This window comes from uncultured Jatrophihabitans sp., assembly GCF_964244045.1.
In the GTDB taxonomy this organism is placed as follows: Bacteria; Actinomycetota; Actinomycetes; order Mycobacteriales; family Jatrophihabitantaceae; genus Jatrophihabitans.
The window spans coordinates 48,691-66,519 of record NZ_CAXTHK010000013.1 but is presented as its reverse complement, the minus strand read 5'-3'; the positions used below and the strand labels follow the sequence as shown (position 1 = coordinate 66,519).

Genomic DNA, 17,829 nt, shown 5'->3' with positions numbered 1-17,829 from the left:
AGAAGTCCTTCGGCGGCCGAACCGAGCGAAGCGAGGGTAGGACGATGAGCGACGCTTGCGGAGCGGATCATGAGCACAGAAGTCCTTCGGCGGCCGAACCGAGCGAAGCGAGGGTAGGACGATGAGCGACGCACTCGACCGGCTGGACCTGCTCGACCTGGACGACGACCTGGATCAGGACGATCGCCTGCTGCGCGACACCGTACGCAAGTTCGCCGACGACCGGCTGCGGCCGCAGATCCGCGAATGGTTCGAGGCCGGCACGCTGCCCGCCCGCGAGATCGCCCAGGAGTGCGGCGAGCTCGGCCTGCTCGGCATGCACCTCGACGGTTACGGCTGCCCCGGGGCCACCGCCTCGCAGTACGGCATCGTCTGCGCCGAGGTCGAGGCCGTGGACTCCGGTTTGCGCTCGCTCGTCAGCGTCCAGGGTTCGCTTGCCATGTTCTGCATCCACGCCTACGGCAGCGAGGAACAGAAGCAGCGGTGGTTGCCCGGCATGGCCAAGGGCGAGCTGCTGGGTTGCTTCGGACTCACCGAGCCGGACGCCGGCAGCGATCCCGGCGCCATGCGCACCCGGGCGCGTCGCGACGGCGACGACTGGATCATCGACGGCACCAAGATGTGGATCACGAACGGCTCGCTGTCCGACGTCGCTGTCATCTGGGCCCGCACGGACGAAGGTGTCCGCGGCTTCCTAGTCGAGAAGGGTACGAAGGGCTTCACCACCCAGGACGTCCACCACAAGATCTCGTTGCGCGCATCGGTCACCAGCGAGCTGATCCTCGACGGCGTGCGGGTGCCGGAGTCGAGCCGGCTGCCCGAGGGCAACGGTCTGCGCGCTCCGCTCGGTGCACTGAGCGAGGCCCGCTACGGCATCGTCTGGGGCGTCACCGGCGCGGCCCGCGACGCTCTTGCGTCAGCCCTCGATTACGCCGGTTCCCGTACCGCGTTCGACAAGCCGATCTCGGGTTTTCAGCTCACCCAGAAGAAGTTCGCCGACCTCGCGGTGTCCCTGCAGCAGGCGCAGATGACGGCGCAGCGGCTCGGGGTGCTCAAGGACGCCGGCCGCATCAAGCCGCACCACATCAGCTTCGGCAAGTTCGCCAACGTCTCGGCCGCTCTGGGCATCTGCCGTGAGGCCCGCTCCATCCTCGGCGGAAGCGGCATCACCACCGAGTACCCCGTACTGCGGCACGCGGTGAACCTCGAGACCGTCTACACCTACGAGGGCACGCACGAGGTGCACACGCTCGTGCTGGGTTCGCAGCTCACCGGCATTGACGCGTTCCGCTGAGTAGTTGAGGGAGCGCAGGCGTTGACGGACGCCGCCGGGTTGCCGGCGCACGAGGTGGTGCGACGGATGTTCGCCGCCTACCGCGCCGGCGACCGGACCGCGGCCGAGGTCCTGCTGTCACCGGGCCTGCGATTCACGAGCCCGCAGGACGATCACATCGACCGCACCACCTACCTCGAGCGCTGCTTCCCCACCGCGGCCCGCTTCCGCTCGCAACGCATCGTGGCCACCTCCACCGTCGGCGAGCAGGTGTTCGTCCTCTACGAGTACGAGCTGGCGGACACCGCCGAGCGCTTCCGCAACACCGAGGTCATCACCGTCCAGGGCGGCCGGATCGCCGAGATCCAGGTCTTTTTTAGCGGCCGCGCGCGGGAGTAAGTAGCGCTACTCACGCGCCTGCTCGGCCGGGAGTAAAGGGTTGGCTCATGACCCGCAACCTGCTACTCACCGCCGGCATCTCGCAGCTCGTGCTCACGCACCTCGCTGCGTTCGCGTACGTGTTCATCGGCATCGGGGTGGGCACCTGCTCCGGCACCGACGGATCGGGGGCGTGCGGTCAGGTGATGAACAGCTACGACCTCGCCGGTTGGGCCTTGGTTCTGAACGCCGTTGTCGGTGTGCTGGCCGTGGTCCTATCGCGGACCACGTGCCGACCGGTCCTGCATCGCGTCCTGGCCGCGGCCGTGGTCGTCAGCCTGGGGCTGGGAGCCGTCGCCGGCACCGCACTGTGGTGATGCCCGACACCAGCAGGGCAACGCGTCATTCGGACAGCCCGGCCAGTCGACCCCGCAAGGAGTCCCGTTCCACGGCATTCTCGGTCAGCAGCAGGGCCTCCCCGTACGCAACGCGCGCGTCGGCGACCCGGCCCAGCCGGCGCAGGAAGTCGGCGCGCGCCGCGGCGAGGTAGCTGTACCCGGCCAACTGCGGCTCGCCGGCCAGCCGGTCGAGTTCGGCCAGACCGGCTTCGGGGCCGTCCGAAAAGCCCACGGCCACGGCGCGGTTGAGGTCCACCACCGGCGACGGCCACACCCGGGCGAGGACGTCGTACAGACCAACGAGCTCGGTCCAGTCCGTCGCCGCCCAGCTGGGCGCGTCGGCATGCACCGCCGCGATCGCCGCCTGCAGTGCGAACCGGCCCGGCGGGCGGGCCTGCAGCGCCTCGTCCACGAGAGCGATGCCCTCGGCGATCTCGGCGCGGTCCCAGGCTCCGCGGTCCTGGTCGGCCAGCAACACGAGCCGGCCGTCGGCGTCCGTACGGGTGTGGCGGCGGGAGTCGGTGAGCAGCAACAGTGCCAACAGCCCGGCGACGTCCCGGTCGTCCGGCAGCAACCGGCGCAGGAGCCGGGCCAGGTCGAGGGCCCGCTCCACGAGGTCGGGGCGAGTCAGCCCGTCACCGACCGGCGCCGTGTGGCCGGTGGTGAACAGCAGGTGCACGACGTCGAGCACCGCACCCACCCGCTGCGGCAGCTCGGCCGCGGCCGGAACCCGGTACGGAATCCGTGCGGTGGCGATTTTCTTCTTCGCCCGGGTGATCCGCGCGGCCATCGTCGACTCACTGACCAGGAACGAGCGCGCTACCTCCGCGGTGGTCAGGCCGCACAGCAGCCGCAACGTCAGCGCCACGCGAGCCTCCGGCGCCAGCGCCGGGTGGCAGCAGGTGCAGATCAGGCGCAGGCGGTCGTCCGGGATCTCGCGCTCACTCACGTCCGGCGCTGTTGCAGCGCGTCGCCGATGAGCACCGAAGCGTCGTGGCCCGCTTGGAAGGCACCGTGTCGAGCAAGCAGATCCTGACGTTCCTCCGGTGTCATCGTCGCGCTGCGTGCCTCATCGACGTAGAGCAAGACGACGTAGCTGCTCAGTCCGTCCGCCTGCTCCTTCGGCGGCCGAGTCGGGCCGCCGAAGTCCTGCACCGGCCGGATCTCGAGGCCGCCGAACGGGGCGGGCACCTCGCGCGCGATCTCGAGCGCCTCGGCGTCGTCGGCTGCCTCGATCAGGTAGAAGCCGCCGAGTACCTCCTTGGTCTCGACGAACGGGCCGTCGGTGACGGCGGCCCCGCCAGTGTCGTCGGCTCGCAGGCTGGTCGCGGTGGACGACGGCTGCAGCGCCCGCCCCGCGATCACGGCGTCCGCGCGTGCGATGTTGAACCGGTAGTGGTTCTCGAGCGCTTCATTCGCGCCCTCCGCCATGTCGATCCATTTCTGCTCGTCCTCCTGGATTGCCACCAGATAGCGGGACATGTACGCCTCCGATCTGTGCGGCCCGCGGGTCGGGCCTGCATCATGACGACGCACGGGACGTTCGGGAATCGTCAGCTCCCGCTAGCGGGTCGCGGCCGTATTTCGTGAGCGAGCGGGGCATCCTGCGCTGGTGGAATGGAACCTGCGCACCTGCGCCCGCAAGGGTCACGTCACCTACGCACCGACCGAGGACGAGTACCGCAGCCGGCTGACGGCCGAGACCCCGCTCGGCGAGGCCTGGCGGTGCCTGCGCTGCGGCAGCTACGTGCTGGGCGTGCCACATGGTCAGGGCCCGGCCGAGGACGCCCCCGTGCTGCTGCGCGGACGCGCGCTGCGCAGCGCGTTCATCCTGCGGGCGCTGGCCATCGAACGCTGGGTCCGCGGGATCGTGCTCGCTCTGCTCGGTATCGCCGTGTTCCGACTCAAGAACACCCGGGTCACCCTGAAGGAGCTGTTCGAGCGGGACCTGAAGTCCCTGGACCCGTTCTTCAAACAGATCCACTTCGACGTCGGCGACTCGAGCACCATCCACTCGGTCGAGAAGTTCCTCGACGCAAAACCCTCGACGTACAACCTCATCGGCGCCGGCCTGCTGCTGTACGGCGCGCTGCAGATCGCCGAGGGCATCGGGCTGTGGTCGCTGAAACGCTGGGGTGAGTACGTCGCGGTCGTCGGGACGACGCTGTTCATCCCGCTTGAGGTGTACGAGCTCACCGAGAAGGTCAGCTGGCTCAAGCTGGTGGTGCTGTTGGTCAACATCGCCGCGGTCGTCTACCTCGTCGTGTCGAAGCGGTTGTTCGGCATCCGCGGGGGCTACGAGGCCTACGAGGCGTCGCTGCAGGAGGAGTCGCTGCTCGAAGTTCAGCAATCCAGCGAAGAGTCGAGCGCTCAGCAGCCCGCCGCGCAGCGGTAAACGGCGCGGCGCAGCGCGACCTCGCGCGGGTCGTCGTCCAGGCGCACGCCCAACCGGTTGGTGACGTAGGCGTACCCGATGCCCGTGTCGGGGTCGGCGAAGGCGAACGAGCCGCCGTAGCCGCACGTCCCGAACGCCCGGCCCCCGGGCGAGCCGAAGGCAAAGTCCGGCACCGGTTTGCTGAACCCGAGCGAGAACGTGCGCCGGGCCTTGAGCAGGACGTCGGTCTGCACGGGACCCCGGACCGGCTGGGCGAGCTCGGCAAGCGTGTCCGCGTCGATCGGCAGCGCCGGCGACCCGCCGGCCGCGGCGCTGTAAAGCGCAGCGAGCGAGCGGCCATCGCCGACGCCGTTCGACGACGCGACCTCCGGGGCCAGCACCTCGCGTCGGCTGAAGCGTTCCGCCGCACCCAGGTTCGGGGTGCGCATCGACTGCGCCGTAGCGCTGCGCGGGTTCACCAGCTGCAGGGCCAGTGCCCAAGGCACGGCGGGAAGTTGGCGCAGCACGTCGGGACGGGCCAGGCGGCCCAGCACCGCGACGCGATCCATCTCGATGCGCTCCGGCAGCCCGACGAAGAACGCGAGCCCGAGCGGCTTCACGATGTCCTCGGCCAGTACCTGGCCCAGCGTGCGCCCCTCAGGGTCGGTGCGGCGCACGAGCTCGTTCTGGAACAGACCGAGCGTCATGGCGTGATATCCGTGCCGCGTGCCCGGCGGCCACGCCGGCCGCTGCTCGGCGAGCACCGTGGCCAGCGCGTCGAGGTCGAACAGCTCGCTGCGATGTACCGGACGATCGAGCACCGCGAGCCCAGCCTCGTGGGCGAGCAGCTGGCGCACGGTGAGCTCGTCCTTGCCGTGCTGCGCGAACTCCGGCCAGTACTTTGCCACGGGCGCGTCGTATTCCAGGTGCCCCCGCGAACGCAGTGACGCGACGACGAGTGCAGCCACGCCCTTCGTGGTGGAGAAGACCGGGACCAGGGTGTCGCGCTTCCATGGCAGGTCCCGCGTGGCGTCCCGTCGCCCGCCCCACAGGTCGACAACCGGACGGCCGTGGCGGAACACGGCGACCGCGGCGCCTACCTCGCCCCGGCGTTCGAAGTTGCGCGTGAACTCCTGCAGCACCGGCTCCCAGCCCGGGTCGACGTCGCCCCCGACCGGTACTCTCGCCATGCCATGAGACGCTACCGAAGCCATGACCGACCCACATTCCAGTGACCTGCTGCCGCTGCTCGAGAGGCGGCTCAAGGGCATCTACTCGCCGCTGCTGTCCGACGTCCGGGCCACCTTGTTGTTCTCCGCCGGCGGCCTGGCCAATTGGACGGTCGAGATCGAGAACGGCCGCGCCTCCGCCCACGCCGGTGGTCCGTCCCGGCCGACCACCACCGTCCGGGCCCCGCTGCCGACGCTGATCGAAGTCGTGTCCGGCGAGCGCAGCGGCGTGCAGGCCTTCCTCGAGGGCGCGCTGACCGTGCGCGGCAACCTCGCGTTGGCCCTGCAGCTCGACGGCCTGTTCCCCGGCGATGCCGCCGACGACTCGCGCACCGCCACCCGTTCGGTACTCGCCGGCGGCATCGAGACGTTCTACCTCGAGGCCGGCCCGGTCGACGGACCGACGGTCGTCCTGGTGCACGGGCTCAGCGCGACCAACGCCTCGATGCTGCCGTTGCTGCCCGCGCTGTCCGGTACGCACCGCGTGCTGGCCCCAGACCTGCCCGGACACGGCGGCACACAGGCAACCGGCGCCGCACACGCCGCGCGCTACCTCGGCGACTGGCTCACCGAGTTCGTCCGCGAGACGTGTGACGGCCCGGTGGTGCTCGTCGGCAACAGTCTGGGCGGGCGCACCTGCCTGGAGGCCGCCCTCAACTCCCCGGACGAGGTGCGCGGTCTGGTGCTGCTCTGCCCCGCCGTCGCATTCCGCAAGCTGCGCCAATTGGTGCCGTTCGTGCGCATCGTCCCGGACGAGATCGCCAGCCTGCCGGTACGCATCCCACGCCGGATGGCTCTGCGCGGGCTGCGCGGGCTGTTCGCCGACCCGAACCGCATCCCGGCCGCATGGCTCGAGGCGGCGATCGACGAGTTCGTCCGGGTGATCACCATCCGCGCGAACCGGCTCGCCACCTTCTCGGCGCTGCGCCACATCTACCTCGACCAGCCCTTCGGTGAGGAAGGCTTCTGGGACCGATTACCGACCCTCATACCGCCCGCCCTGTTCATCTGGGGAGACAAGGACACCCTCGTCCCGGCCGGGTTCGCCCGCTTCGTCGCCGAGGCCCTGCCCAGCAGCGAGGGCGTGGTGCTCGAGGACTGCGGGCACGTTCCACAGTTCGAGTACCAGGAGCAGACCGCCAGGCTGACCCGGGAGTTCATCGCCGGCCTGGGCTGAGCGTTAGAGGTCGGCGACCAGTTCGTCGGCCGCGGTGTAGGGATCTGTCTTACCGGCCACGACGCGGGCGGCCGCGTCGTCGAGCGGGGCCGACCCGTGCACCGAGCCGAAGCGGCGTCGCACGGTACCCAGCGCGATGGCCTCGATCTCGGCCGCGGCCCGGGCCTGCCGGCGGCGGATCAGCTCGCCGTGCGATTCGAGCCAGCCGCGGTGCTTCTCGACGGCGGCGAGCACGTCGTCGACACCCTCTGCGCGCGCGGCGATCGTCTTCACGATCGGTGGGCGCCAGGACCCCGCCGACGAATGCCGGCCGCCGAGCGATTGCATGTAGCGCAGGTCGCGCACCACCTGGTCCGCGCCGTCGCGGTCGGCCTTGTTGACCACGAAGATGTCGGCGATCTCGATGATCCCGGCCTTGGCTGCCTGGATACCGTCACCGAACCCGGGGGCGACGACGAGCAGGGTGGTGTCAGCCAGGGAGGCGATCTCGACCTCGGCCTGCCCGACGCCGACGGTCTCGATCAGCACGATGTCGCAGCGCGCGGCATCGAGCACCCGCAGGGCCTGCGGCACCGCCGCCGACAGCCCGCCGAGCTGCCCGCGCGAGGCCATCGAACGGATGAAGACGCCCTCGTCGGTGGCGTGGTCCTGCATGCGCACCCGGTCGCCGAGCAACGCCCCGCCCGAGAACGGCGAGGACGGGTCGACGGCCAGCACCCCGACCCGCTTGCCCGCCGCCCGCAGCGCGGTGACCAGCGCCGAGGTGGACGTCGACTTGCCGACGCCGGGTGAGCCGGTGAGCCCGACCACCTGGGCGTGCCCGCCGTCGGGAGCGAGCGCGGCCGCGACCTCGCGCAGCACCGGCGAGTCGTTCTCGACGAGCGAGATCAGCCGGGCAACTGCCCGCGCCGAGCCGTCCCGCGCCCGGGACACCAGGTCCTCGACGTCGGCGTCACGGCGCGAGACGGCCACAGGGCAACTGGGGGGTCAGGCTCAAGCCGTGCCAGTGCTGGGGACGTGCAGGATCAGCGCGTCACCCTGCCCGCCGCCGCCACACAGCGCGGCCGCGCCGATGCCGCCACCACGGCGCTTGAGCTCCAGCGCCGCCGACAGCACGAGCCGCGCACCGGACATGCCGATCGGGTGGCCCAGGGCGATCGCACCGCCGGACGGGTTGACCTTGTCGGGACCGACCCCGAGGTCGCGCATCGACTGGACGCCGACCGCGGCAAACGCCTCGTTGATCTCGATGACGTCGAGGTCGCCGACGGTCAGGTTCTCCTTGCCGAGCGCGTGCTTGATGGCGTTCGCCGGCTGGGACTGCAGCGAGTTGTCGGGGCCGGCGACGTTGCCGTGCGCACCGATCTCGGCCAGCCAGGTGAGTCCCAGCTCCTCGGCCTTGGCCTTGCTCATGACGACGACCGCGGCGGCGCCATCGGAGATCTGGGAGGCCGAGCCAGCGGTGATCGTGCCGTCCTTGGTGAAGGCGGGGCGCAGCTTGGCTAGCGATTCCACGGTGGTGTCGGCACGGATGCCCTCGTCATCGCGGAACTCGATCGGGTCGCCCTTCCGCTGTGGGATGAGCACGGGCGTGATCTCCTCGTCGAACACGCCGTTCTTGGCCGCGATGGCCGCACGCTGGTGTGAACGGGCCGCGAACTCGTCCTGCTCCTCTCGGGTCAGGTCGAGCTTGCTGTTGTGGTGCTCGGTGGACTCACCCATCGGGATGTGGTCGAAGGCGTCGGTGAGGCCGTCGAAGGCCATGGCGTCGAGCATCTCGACGGCGCCGTACTTGAAGCCGCTGCGGGACTTGGGCAGCAGGTGCGGGGCGTTCGTCATCGACTCCTGGCCGCCGGCCACAATGATGTCGAACTCGCCTGCGCGGATGAGCTGGTCGGCCAGGGCGATCGCGTCCAGGCCGGACAAGCAGACCTTGTTGATGGTCAGCGCGGGCACGTTCATCGGGATGCCGGCCTTGACCGCGGCCTGCCGGGCGGGGATCTGACCGGCACCGGCCTGCAGGACCTGACCCATGATCACGTACTGCACCTGCTCGGGCGCAACGCCCGAGCGCTCGAGCGCGGCCTTGATGGCGACCGCACCGAGGTCGGCGCCGGAGAAGTCCTTGAGCGAACCGAGCAGCCGCCCCATCGGGGTGCGGGCGCCGTGGACGATGACCGATCCTGCCATGGGAAGACTCCTCGCGAAGGCCGACGTAACCCCACAACTCTAGCCAGCCGCCCGATGGCCGCTTTGTGAACCGGCCCACCGAGGGCCTGCTGTAAACGGTTGAGGTTGCGAAGATGTCCCGATGCCCACTGCCATCACCCTCCGCAGGGCCACGACTGCGGACGCCGGCGAGATACTGACCATCCAGCGGGCGGCCTGGGTCGTGGAGGCGCAGGCCCATGACACGCCGTTCCTGCCGCCGCTGATGCAGTCGCTGGACGACGTGCGCGCCGATCTCGGCAGCCAATACGGCCTGGTCGCCGTAGACGGGCACCGCATGGTCGGCATCGTGCGGGCGCACGCGGCGGACGGTGCGTGGCACATCGGACGGCTCGGTGTCGTCCCGGACCGGCAGGGCGAACGCATCGGCAGCCGTCTGCTGTCGGCCATCGAGGCAGCCGCGCCGTCGGACACGGCTCGGTTCGCGCTGTTCACCGGCCCACGCAGCGAGCACAACGTCCGCTTCTACGAGGCGCACGGCTACGTTCGAGTCTCGTCCGACGACGGGCTGATCCATCTGACCAAGGAGACCGCGATGACGGATACGCCGCCGAGCCTGTTCACCAAGATCGACCACGTTGGGATCGCGGTCGCGGACCTCGACAAGGCCATCGCCTTCTACGCCGAGACCTTCGGCATCGTCAGCGTGCATGAGGAGACGAACGAGGAGCAGGGCGTGCGCGAGGCGATGCTTGCGGTAGGCGACGGCAGCACCCGCATCCAACTCCTCGCCCCGTTGAACGAGCAGTCCACGATCGCCAAATTCCTCGACCGCAGCGGCCCGGGGGTCCAGCAGGTCGCCTATACCGTCACCGACATCGAGGCCGTCAGCGAGACGCTGCGTGCGCGTGGCATGCGGCTGCTCTACGACGTTCCGCGGCGCGGCACCGCGGACAGCCGGGTGAACTTCGTCCATCCGAAGGACGCCGGGGGCGTGCTCATGGAACTCGTCCAGCCTGCCGACACCCCCCACTGATGTTACTGTCCGGTAACTTACGACCTGCCCCTCACCCGGCTTCCTGAAAGGCCAGACCGTGGACGACATCAGCTCCGCCATCCTCAACGACGACCTCGCCGCCATGGCCGGACTTCCGGTGCCAGAGAGCTACCAGGGCATGGTCGTGCTCGCCGATGAGGCAGACATGTTCGCGGGCATGAACACGAAGGAGAAGAACCCACGCAAGAGCCTGCACCTGCAGGAGGTCCCGACCCCCGAGCTCGGCCCGGGCGAGGCGATCGTGGCCGTGATGGCGAGTGCCATCAACTACAACACCGTCTGGACGTCGATCTTCGAACCGGTTTCGACGTTCAGCTTTCTCAAGCGCTACGGCAAGTCCTCCGAGCTGGCCCGCAAGCACGACCAGCCCTACCACGTCGTGGGTTCCGACCTGTCCGGCGTCGTGCTGCGCGTAGGCCCGGGCGTCACGCGGTGGAAGCCGGGCGACGAGGTCGTCGCGCACTGCCTGTCCGTCGAACTCGAGGACCCGCAGGGCCACGACGACTCGATGATGGACCCGCAGCAGCGCATCTGGGGCTTCGAGACCAACTTCGGCGGCCTCGCCGAGCTGGCTTTGGTGAAGTCCAACCAGCTCATGCCCAAGGCCGCGCACCTGACGTGGGAGGAGGCCGCCGCTCCCGGCCTGGTCAACGCCACCGCCTACCGCCAGCTGGTCTCCCATCACGGGGCCGGCATGAAGCAGGGCGACACCGTGCTGATCTGGGGCGCCTCGGGCGGCCTGGGCGGTTACGCCACCCAGTACGCGCTCAACGGCGGCGCGATCCCGGTGTGCGTCGTGTCCTCGCCGGAGAAGGCCGAGATCTGCCGGTCGATGGGCGCCGAGCTCGTCATCGACCGCAGCGCCGAGGGTTACGAGTTCTGGCAGGACGGTGTCCAGCAGCCCTCGGAGTGGAAGCGGTTCGGATCAAAGATCCGCGAGCTTACCGGCGGCGACGACATCGACATCGTCTTCGAGCACCCGGGCCGCGAGACGTTCGGCGCCTCGGTGTTCGTCACCCGCCGCGGCGGCACCATTACCACCTGCGCCTCGACGTCGGGCTACATGCACGAGTACGACAACCGGTACCTGTGGATGACGCTCAAGCGCATCATCGGCTCGCACTTCGCGAACTACCGCGAGTCCTGGGAAGCGAACCGGCTCATCAGCAAGGGCGCGATCCACCCGACACTGTCGAAGGTCTACCCCCTTGCCGAGACGGGCCAGGCGGCGCTGGACGTCCACAAAAACCTGCACCAGGGCAAGGTCGGCGTGCTCTGCCTCGCCCCGGAAGAGGGTCTTGGCGTGCGCGATCACGAGCTGCGGGCCGAGCACCTCGAGGCCATCAACCGCTTCCGCGACCGCTGACCCGGACCTCATCCGGAAGTGGAATCATGACTGGATGAGCGAAACCTCGGACCTCCTTCCGCTCTACGACTCGAGTCGTGGCTTCGACACCGCCATGCGCGGGTACGACCGCGCGCAGGTCGACCGTGAGATCACCCGGTTGGACGACGACGTCCGGCTGATGGCCGCAGAGCGCGATTCGGCGGCCGCCCGCAGCGCCGACCTCGCTGCACAGCTGGCCAGCGTCCATGCCCAGATCGAGTCACTGCGCCGGCAGCTGCGGATCGCCAGCGAAGAGGTCAACGCCGCCAACGTCGACGACAAGATCAAGCAGAAGTTGGCCACCGCGGCCTCGGACGCGGCGAAGACCCGCGCCGACGCCACAACCGAGGCCGAGACGATTCGCAGCCAGGCCGCCGACGCCGCGGCTCGCATCCGCGCCGAGGCGCGGGACGAGGCGGAACGGATCACGGTCGCCGCCACCGAGCGACTCACCGAGGCCGAGGGCACGTTTCGTACCCGGATGGCCGAGGTCGAGCGGCGGCGCACCGAGGTTCAGGCCGAGCTCGCGACCGAGGAGACACGTACCCGCGAGGAGCAGGCCCGCCTGTCGGCCGAGGCCGACGCCGAGCGCGGCCGGCTGGCGCACGAGGCCGAGACCGAGCGGACCCGACTGAACAATGAGGCCGCGGCCGAACGGGCGCGCCTGGATTCCGAGTCCTCCGTCGCGCGGACGCAGGCCGAGGAGGACTTCGAGATCACGCTGCGGATGCGACGCACCCAGGTGCAGCAGCAGCTGGCCGAGCAGCGGCGGGCCGCCGACAGCGAGACGGCCACGACCATCGCGCAGGCGCGCGCGACGGCCGAGCAGCTGGTGGCCGACGCGACGCACGAAGTGCGTCGGCTGCACGGCGTCCGGGACACCATCCACGGCGAGCTCGGCACGCTCACCGAGCGACTGCAGTCCGCGCTAGCCGAGGCGCGAACGGCCACCCCCGACGCACCGCAGCTGCCGCCGTCGGGCGTCGGCGATGACGAGAGCCGACCGCTGCCCGGGCCTCGCTGAGCGAGGCGCCGACGGCGGCCTCACCGCTCCGGTTCGCGTCAGTAGCGGGGCGCCGAGCGTGAGCGCTGCACTCCGGGGGCCCGCCGACCGCGGGCGGCCCAGCAGACGCTGTGCCAGTGCCGCCGGTCGTCCGCCCCGAGGTCGTCGGCAGGCCAGCAGACGAGATGTGCGACGCCGCGTCGGATCTCCTGGTCGCAGCCTGGGCAGCGGTAGGTCTTGTCAGCGGCCTGCCCGCTGATCGAACGCACCGAGTACGTCATGCCCTGGTACTGCTCACGCCGCTCGGCGCCACCCCGGGGAGCGTCCAGAGGCGTGTCGGCGCGACGACGGTTCTGGCGGGGCACCTGTCCAGGGTAGGAGAGCCGTGACGATGTCGTGAGCGGCTGTTCGGACGGAGGTGCCGGTGAGCACAAACTTCTCGACATGGCGACCCGGATCCCGACCCGCCCGGCCGGCGCGCGCCGAACCGGGCAGGACCGCGACGACAGTCACAAGCTGACCGCCGTCGGCGGCCTGGCAGCGCTGTCCCTCGACGCGTTGTCCAGCGTCGCGTACGGACCGGAAGCTGTCGTCATCGCATTGACCGCCGCCGGCGCCGCCGCAGTCCGCCTCACCCTGCCGATCTCGATCGCGATCGCGCTGCTGCTGATCGTCCTGGTCGTCTCCTACCGCCAGGTCATCGCCGTGCACCCCGACGGCGGCGGCGCGTATGCAGTCGCCAAGACGTCACTGGGCCAGCGTACGAGCCTGCTGGCCGCGGCCAGTCTGGTCGTCGACTACGTTCTGACCGTCGCTGTGAGCCTGGCGGCCGGCGCGGCCAGCCTGGCAAGCGTGTTCCCGTCGCTGGCCGATCACCTGCTCGCGGTCGCTCTCGTCGGCCTGCTCGTCCTCACGCTGCTCAACCTGGTGGGCATCGCGGAGTCGGCTCGCGCCCTCATGCTGCCCACCGCCGTCTTCGTCGTCGCCATCCTCGCCACCATCGTCGTCGGGCTCGTGCGTCACGACCCGGTGGCCGTTGTCGGGCACGACCTCGGCCCCATCGAACCCACCGAGGCACTCGGCATCGTTCTGGTGCTCAAGGCCTTCGCAGCCGGTTGCTCGGCACTGACCGGCGTCGAGGCCATTGCCAACGGGGTGCCGGCCTTCCGGGCGCCGGCGGTTAAGCGCGCGCAGCGCACGGAGTTGGCGCTCGGCGTACTGCTCGGCGTCATGCTGGTCGGTCTGGCCGTCGCGATCAAGATCCATCACATCGTGCCCCGGGGCGACGTAACCGTCCTGGCCCAGCTCTCGGCCGGCGCGTTCGGCACCGGCTGGCCTTTCTACGTCACGAACCTGGCCGTCACGCTTGTGCTCGCGTTTGCAGCCAACACCAGCTTTGGCGGCCTGCCGGTGCTCATGAGCCTGCTGGCCCGGGACAACCGGTTGCCGCACCTGTTCGGGCTGCGCGCGGAGCGGCCGGTCTTCCGCTACGGCGTCTCGGCGCTGGCCCTGCTGTCGGCGGTACTGCTGCTCGTCGTCGGCGCCGACACCAACCAGTTGCTGCCGCTGTTCGCGATCGGCGTGTTCATCGGCTTCACCATCAGCCAGGTCGGCCTCGTCCGGCATTGGCGTCAGACCCGGTCGGCAGGTTGGCGTGGACGAGCCGCCCTGAACGCCACCGGCGCGGTATTGACCGCGCTCGCCGCTGTCGTGTTCATGGCCAGCAAGTTCACCGAGGGCGCCTGGGCATTACTCGTCATCATCCCGGTGCTGATCGCGGGCTTCGACCGCGTCGAGAACTACTACGCCGACGTCGGGCGCCAGCTCGGCCTCGGCGAGCTGCCGCCCCGGCCCGCGTCGCCGGGCCGCCAGCCGGCGGTGGTGGTCGTTCCCGTGCTGGATGTCAGCCGGCGCACCGCGCTGGCGCTGTCGACCGCGCAGCGGCTGGGCTCGAGCGTGCACGCCGTCGCGGTCGGCATCGATCCATCAGCCACAAAGTCCCTGTGTGGGCAGTGGCGGACGTGGGATCCCGGCATCGAGCTGACGGTGCTGCCCAGCCCGCACCGCACCCTGGTGGCACCGATCGTCGGTTACGTCCAAACGCTCATCGGCGACGGCCACGACGTGACTGTCCTGCTGTCGGAAGTCGAGCCGCGGCACCGTCGTCACGAGCTGTTGCACAACCAGCGGGGGATGGTGCTTGCCGCGGCGCTGCGCTCGCGCACCGACGCGGTCGTCGCCACGGTGCCGTTCCGTCTGGAGTGAGGATTCGCCACGCGTGACCGCGCCGTTGTCGGTGTCCGCTGGTATCACTTCGGCTGTCAGCACCCGTCGCCTTGGAGAGGTCGCCATGTTCGGTCCCGGCAAGTACTCGGAGCGCGAGGTCATCGTCGGCTACCTCGAGGCCCAGCTCACGTCCATTCGCGCCGCGGCCTACGGCCTCACCGAGAAGCAAGCGCGCGAGGCGCCGTGTCGCAGCACGCTGTCGATCGGTGGGCTCATCAAGCACGCCACCTACGTCATGGGCCAACACCTGCGGCGCCGCACCGAACAGGTTCAGCTGGACGAGGCGGGCTTCGCGCTGTTCATGGGCAGCTTCGCCCTCACCGACGACGAGACGCTCGCCGGAGCGCTATCGACGTTCGACGGCACGCGCACCGAGTACCTCGCCGATCTGCGGGCCGCGGATCCGGGGGCCGATACGACCGTCCCGGCTGCTCCCTGGGACGGCCTCGAGGAGCCCACGCCGTCGGTGCGGCGCTACGAGCTCGTGCACCACATCGAGGAGCTCGCCCGGCACGCGGGGCACGCCGACATCATCCGTGAGCAGCTCGACGGCGCCGACGCCGCGTCGCTGCTGATGGCGGTCGAGGGCCGCGAGGGCAACGACTTCGTGCAGCCGTGGGTATCGCCTATGTCGTGAGCCCTGATACCGAGTACCCCAGCTGGTTCTTCGCCCGCGACGATCCAGGTAGTGACGCAGCGTTCTACGGGCAGCCGCGTTTCGTCACCCACATCGACGACGCGGCGATCAAGGCCGTCGGCACGCTCTACGCCGAGCTGGGGGTCGATCACGCCGACGCTCGTGTCCTCGACCTCATGTCGTCGTGGGTGTCGCACCTGCGCCGCGCCCCGGCCGAACTCGTGGTGCTCGGCATGAACGTCGCAGAGCTGGACGCGAACCCGATGGCCACCGAGCGGGTCGTCCACGACCTCAACACCGATCCCCGGCTGCCGTTCGCCGACGCCTCGTTCGACGCGGTGCTGTGCTGCGTCTCGATCGACTACCTCACCCGGCCGGTCGACGTCCTGGCCGACGTCGCTCGCGTGTTGCAGCCCGGCGCACCGGTCGTCATCACGTTCTCGAACCGGTGCTTCCCGACCAAAGCGGTGCACGCCTGGCTGTCAACCGACGACGACGGGCGTTGCGCGTTGGTTGCTGAGCACCTGCGCCGGGCCGGTGGTTTCGAGCCCGCCCAGTTGTCACGCCGCACTCCCGAGGGTCGGTACCGCGGCGACCCACTGTTCGCGGTGGTTGCGTATCGGTCAGCTCAGCGGTAGTCGCGGAAGCCCTTGCCGGTCTTTCGGCCCAGGCGGCCGGCGGTGACGAGTTGCTCGAGCAGCGGCGCCGGCGCGAAGCCGGGGTCGCGGAACTCCTGGAAGAGCTCACGCTCGATGGCCAGCGAGACGTCGTTGCCGACGACGTCCAGCAGCTCGAAAGGACCCATTGGGTAGCCGCAGCCGACCTTCATGGCCGAGTCGATGTCGTCGGCCGAGGCGTAGTGCGCCTCGAGCATCTTGATCGCGTCGTTGAGGTACGGGAACAGCAGCGTATTGACGATGAAGCCGGCCCGGTCGGCGCAACGCACGGCGTGCTTGCCGATTTTGGCCGTGAGGTCGAGAACGGTGGCCTCCACCTCAGGCGCGGTGGCGACCGTCGTCACGACCTCGACCAGCTTCATCACCGCAGCCGGGTTGAAGAAGTGCATGCCGATGACATCGGCCGGACGCGAGGTGGCCGCCGCGCACTGGATGACCGGCAGCGACGACGTCGTCGTGGCGAGCACGGTGCCCGGCGCGCAGATGTCGTCGAGATTGGCGAACAGCGTCTGCTTGACCGCGAGGTCCTCAACGACCGCCTCGACGACGAGCTGTACCCCGGCGAGGTCGTCCAAGGTCGACGACGGCGTCAGCCGCGCGAGCGTGGCGTCGCGGTCGGCCTCGCTGAGCTTGCCGCGCCCGACCGCCTTCTCCAGCGACTTGGTGATGGCGGCGAGCACCCGGTCGCTCTTGTCCGGGCCACGGGTCACGAACGTGACGTCGTAGCCGGCCTTGGCGAAGACCTCGACGATGCCGGTGGCCATCGTGCCCGAACCGACGACGCCGACCTTGGTGACGGGGCGCACGCCGTCGAGGTCGGGGTTGGCCGGTGGCGTCAACGCATCGGCGACGACGTTCGGCGAGCCCGGCGCGTCGTAGGAGTAAAAGCCCTTGCCCGACTTCCGGCCGAGCAGGCCGGCGATCATCAGCTGCTTGAACACCGGCTGCGGCGCGTGCAGGCGGTCGCGCGACTGCTTGTACATCGTGTCGAGGATCTCGTAGGCGGTGTCGATGCCGATGAGGTCGAGCAGGGCCAGTGGGCCCATGGGCAGGCCGCAGCCGAGACGCATGGCCGCGTCGATGTCCTCGCGGCTGGCGTAGCGGGACTCGAACAGCGCCACCGCGTGGTTGAGGTAGCCGAACAGCAGGGCGTTGGCGATGAAGCCCGCGCGGTCGCCGATGGTGACGTCGGTCTTGCCGAGCCGCTGCGCGAAGGCCTCGACGTCGTCGACGACCTCCTGCTCGGTGACGACGGTGCGCACGACCTCGACCAACTTCATGACCGGCGCCGGGTTGAAGAAGTGCATGCCGACGACCTTGCCGGGTCGGCCCGTCGACACCGCGATCTCGGTGATCGACAGCGACGAGGTGTTGCTGGCCAGGATCGTGTCGGGCTTGCAGATGCCGTCGAGCTCGGAGAACAGGGCGCGTTTGAGCTCGAGCTTCTCGGGTACCGCCTCGATGACCAGGTCGACCTCGGCGAGATCGGTCAGGTCCGTACCGAAGGCGACGCGAGAGAGCAGTTCCTGCTGCTCCTGCGCCGTCAGCTTGCCGCGGTCGACCGCGCGGCCGACCGAGTTCTCGAGGGTCGTGCGGCCGTGCGTCAGGGCGTCCTCGTCCTTCTCGACGGCGACGACGGACAGTCCGCTACGAGCGAAGACCTCGACGATGCCGGCCCCCATCGTGCCGAGACCAATGACACCGACCTGCTGGAACTCGCGAGCCATGAGAACCGCGTCCTTTCCTGCGTCCTTCTGTACCGAGCGGTAACCGGACAGTAACCA

General features: G+C 69.8%; 17 protein-coding genes and 2 pseudogenes. 12 read left to right on the top strand and 7 right to left on the bottom strand.

Annotation, left to right across the window (positions count from 1 at the left end):
- The first annotated feature begins 121 nt into the window (after positions 1–121).
- From ACFFC4_RS11735 to ACFFC4_RS11725, 3 genes are read left to right on the top strand one after another with little or no spacing between them, the layout of a single operon-like run.
- On the top strand, positions 122–1,294 hold the full coding sequence (locus ACFFC4_RS11735) for an acyl-CoA dehydrogenase family protein (protein WP_375500988.1): 1,173 nt from the start codon (positions 122–124) through the stop codon (positions 1,292–1,294).
- Positions 1,295–1,315: 21 nt separating this feature from the next.
- Complete coding sequence (locus ACFFC4_RS11730; protein WP_375500986.1) at positions 1,316–1,672, top strand: nuclear transport factor 2 family protein; 357 nt, start codon at positions 1,316–1,318, stop codon at positions 1,670–1,672.
- 47 nt (positions 1,673–1,719) lie between these two features.
- On the top strand, positions 1,720–2,028 hold the full coding sequence (locus ACFFC4_RS11725; RefSeq protein ID WP_375500984.1) for a hypothetical protein: 309 nt from the start codon (positions 1,720–1,722) through the stop codon (positions 2,026–2,028).
- 25 nt (positions 2,029–2,053) lie between these two features.
- Here ACFFC4_RS11725 and ACFFC4_RS11720 read toward each other — a convergent pair.
- Both ACFFC4_RS11720 and ACFFC4_RS11715 read right to left on the bottom strand, forming a co-directional pair.
- Positions 2,054–2,986 (bottom strand): annotated as a pseudogene (locus tag ACFFC4_RS11720) (RNA polymerase sigma factor); the annotation flags it as partial.
- An 8-nt stretch (positions 2,987–2,994) separates the two neighbouring features.
- Positions 2,995–3,531 carry a YciI family protein gene (locus tag ACFFC4_RS11715; protein WP_375500982.1) on the bottom strand — a complete coding sequence of 179 codons (537 nt, stop codon included), beginning with the start codon at positions 3,529–3,531 and terminating at the stop codon, positions 2,995–2,997.
- A 130-nt stretch (positions 3,532–3,661) separates the two neighbouring features.
- On the opposite strand from ACFFC4_RS11715, the gene ACFFC4_RS11710 reads away from it, so the two are divergent.
- A complete protein-coding gene (locus ACFFC4_RS11710; RefSeq protein WP_375500980.1) occupies positions 3,662–4,444 on the top strand; it encodes a DUF2127 domain-containing protein in 783 nt (260 codons plus the stop codon).
- On the opposite strand, the gene ACFFC4_RS11705 is transcribed toward ACFFC4_RS11710, so the two are convergent.
- Positions 4,420–5,613, bottom strand: coding sequence for a serine hydrolase domain-containing protein (locus tag ACFFC4_RS11705; RefSeq protein WP_375500978.1), 1,194 nt, complete (start codon positions 5,611–5,613; stop codon positions 4,420–4,422). The two genes, ACFFC4_RS11710 and ACFFC4_RS11705, sit on opposite strands and share 25 nt — an antisense overlap.
- 22 nt (positions 5,614–5,635) lie before the next feature.
- On the opposite strand from ACFFC4_RS11705, the gene ACFFC4_RS11700 reads away from it, so the two are divergent.
- Complete coding sequence (locus ACFFC4_RS11700) at positions 5,636–6,829, top strand: alpha/beta fold hydrolase (protein ID WP_375500976.1); 1,194 nt, start codon at positions 5,636–5,638, stop codon at positions 6,827–6,829.
- A gap of 3 nt (positions 6,830–6,832) precedes the next feature.
- Here the strand turns inward: ACFFC4_RS11700 and meaB are convergent, their stop codons facing one another.
- Both meaB and ACFFC4_RS11690 read right to left on the bottom strand, forming a co-directional pair.
- Positions 6,833–7,801 carry a methylmalonyl Co-A mutase-associated GTPase MeaB gene (gene meaB / locus ACFFC4_RS11695; RefSeq protein WP_375500974.1) on the bottom strand — a complete coding sequence of 323 codons (969 nt, stop codon included), beginning with the start codon at positions 7,799–7,801 and terminating at the stop codon, positions 6,833–6,835.
- 21 nt (positions 7,802–7,822) lie between these two features.
- Positions 7,823–9,019 (bottom strand): acetyl-CoA C-acetyltransferase, encoded by a 1,197-nt coding sequence (locus ACFFC4_RS11690; protein WP_375500972.1) that lies wholly within the window; start codon positions 9,017–9,019, stop codon positions 7,823–7,825.
- 121 nt (positions 9,020–9,140) lie between these two features.
- Between ACFFC4_RS11690 and ACFFC4_RS11685 the strand changes: the two are divergent.
- From ACFFC4_RS11685 to ACFFC4_RS11670, 4 genes and pseudogenes are all read left to right on the top strand, one after another.
- Positions 9,141–9,545: pseudogene (locus ACFFC4_RS11685) on the top strand (GNAT family N-acetyltransferase); the annotation flags it as partial.
- Positions 9,546–9,593: 48 nt separating this feature from the next.
- Positions 9,594–10,034: a methylmalonyl-CoA epimerase gene (mce, locus tag ACFFC4_RS11680; RefSeq protein ID WP_375501062.1), complete on the top strand. Its 441-nt coding sequence runs from the start codon at positions 9,594–9,596 to the stop codon at positions 10,032–10,034.
- A gap of 103 nt (positions 10,035–10,137) precedes the next feature.
- The gene (gene ccrA / locus ACFFC4_RS11675; protein WP_375501060.1) at positions 10,138–11,421 is read left to right on the top strand and encodes a crotonyl-CoA carboxylase/reductase; all 1,284 of its coding nucleotides are present in this window, start codon (positions 10,138–10,140) and stop codon (positions 11,419–11,421) included.
- A gap of 34 nt (positions 11,422–11,455) precedes the next feature.
- Positions 11,456–12,466, top strand: coding sequence for a hypothetical protein (locus tag ACFFC4_RS11670; protein WP_375500970.1), 1,011 nt, complete (start codon positions 11,456–11,458; stop codon positions 12,464–12,466).
- Positions 12,467–12,504: 38 nt separating this feature from the next.
- Here ACFFC4_RS11670 and ACFFC4_RS11665 read toward each other — a convergent pair whose 3' ends face one another.
- Entirely contained in the window at positions 12,505–12,810 is a 306-nt protein-coding gene (locus ACFFC4_RS11665) for a hypothetical protein (protein WP_375500968.1), read from the bottom strand.
- A gap of 79 nt (positions 12,811–12,889) precedes the next feature.
- Here ACFFC4_RS11665 and ACFFC4_RS11660 point away from each other — a divergent pair, with 79 nt between their 5' ends.
- The 3 genes from ACFFC4_RS11660 (at position 12,890) to ACFFC4_RS11650 (ending at position 16,006) form a co-directional block, all read left to right on the top strand.
- Positions 12,890–14,710, top strand: a complete 1,821-nt coding sequence (locus ACFFC4_RS11660) for an APC family permease (protein ID WP_375500966.1) — start codon at positions 12,890–12,892, stop codon at positions 14,708–14,710.
- 85 nt (positions 14,711–14,795) lie between these two features.
- Positions 14,796–15,368, top strand: coding sequence for a DUF664 domain-containing protein (locus tag ACFFC4_RS11655; protein WP_375500964.1), 573 nt, complete (start codon positions 14,796–14,798; stop codon positions 15,366–15,368).
- Positions 15,365–16,006: a class I SAM-dependent methyltransferase gene (locus tag ACFFC4_RS11650; protein WP_375500962.1), complete on the top strand. Its 642-nt coding sequence runs from the start codon at positions 15,365–15,367 to the stop codon at positions 16,004–16,006. The genes ACFFC4_RS11655 and ACFFC4_RS11650 overlap by 4 nt, the downstream gene beginning before the upstream one ends.
- Here the strand turns inward: ACFFC4_RS11650 and ACFFC4_RS11645 are convergent.
- Entirely contained in the window at positions 15,997–17,772 is a 1,776-nt protein-coding gene (locus tag ACFFC4_RS11645) for a 3-hydroxyacyl-CoA dehydrogenase family protein (RefSeq protein WP_375500960.1), read from the bottom strand. The two genes, ACFFC4_RS11650 and ACFFC4_RS11645, sit on opposite strands and share 10 nt — an antisense overlap.
- Positions 17,773–17,829: the final 57 nt, after the last annotated feature.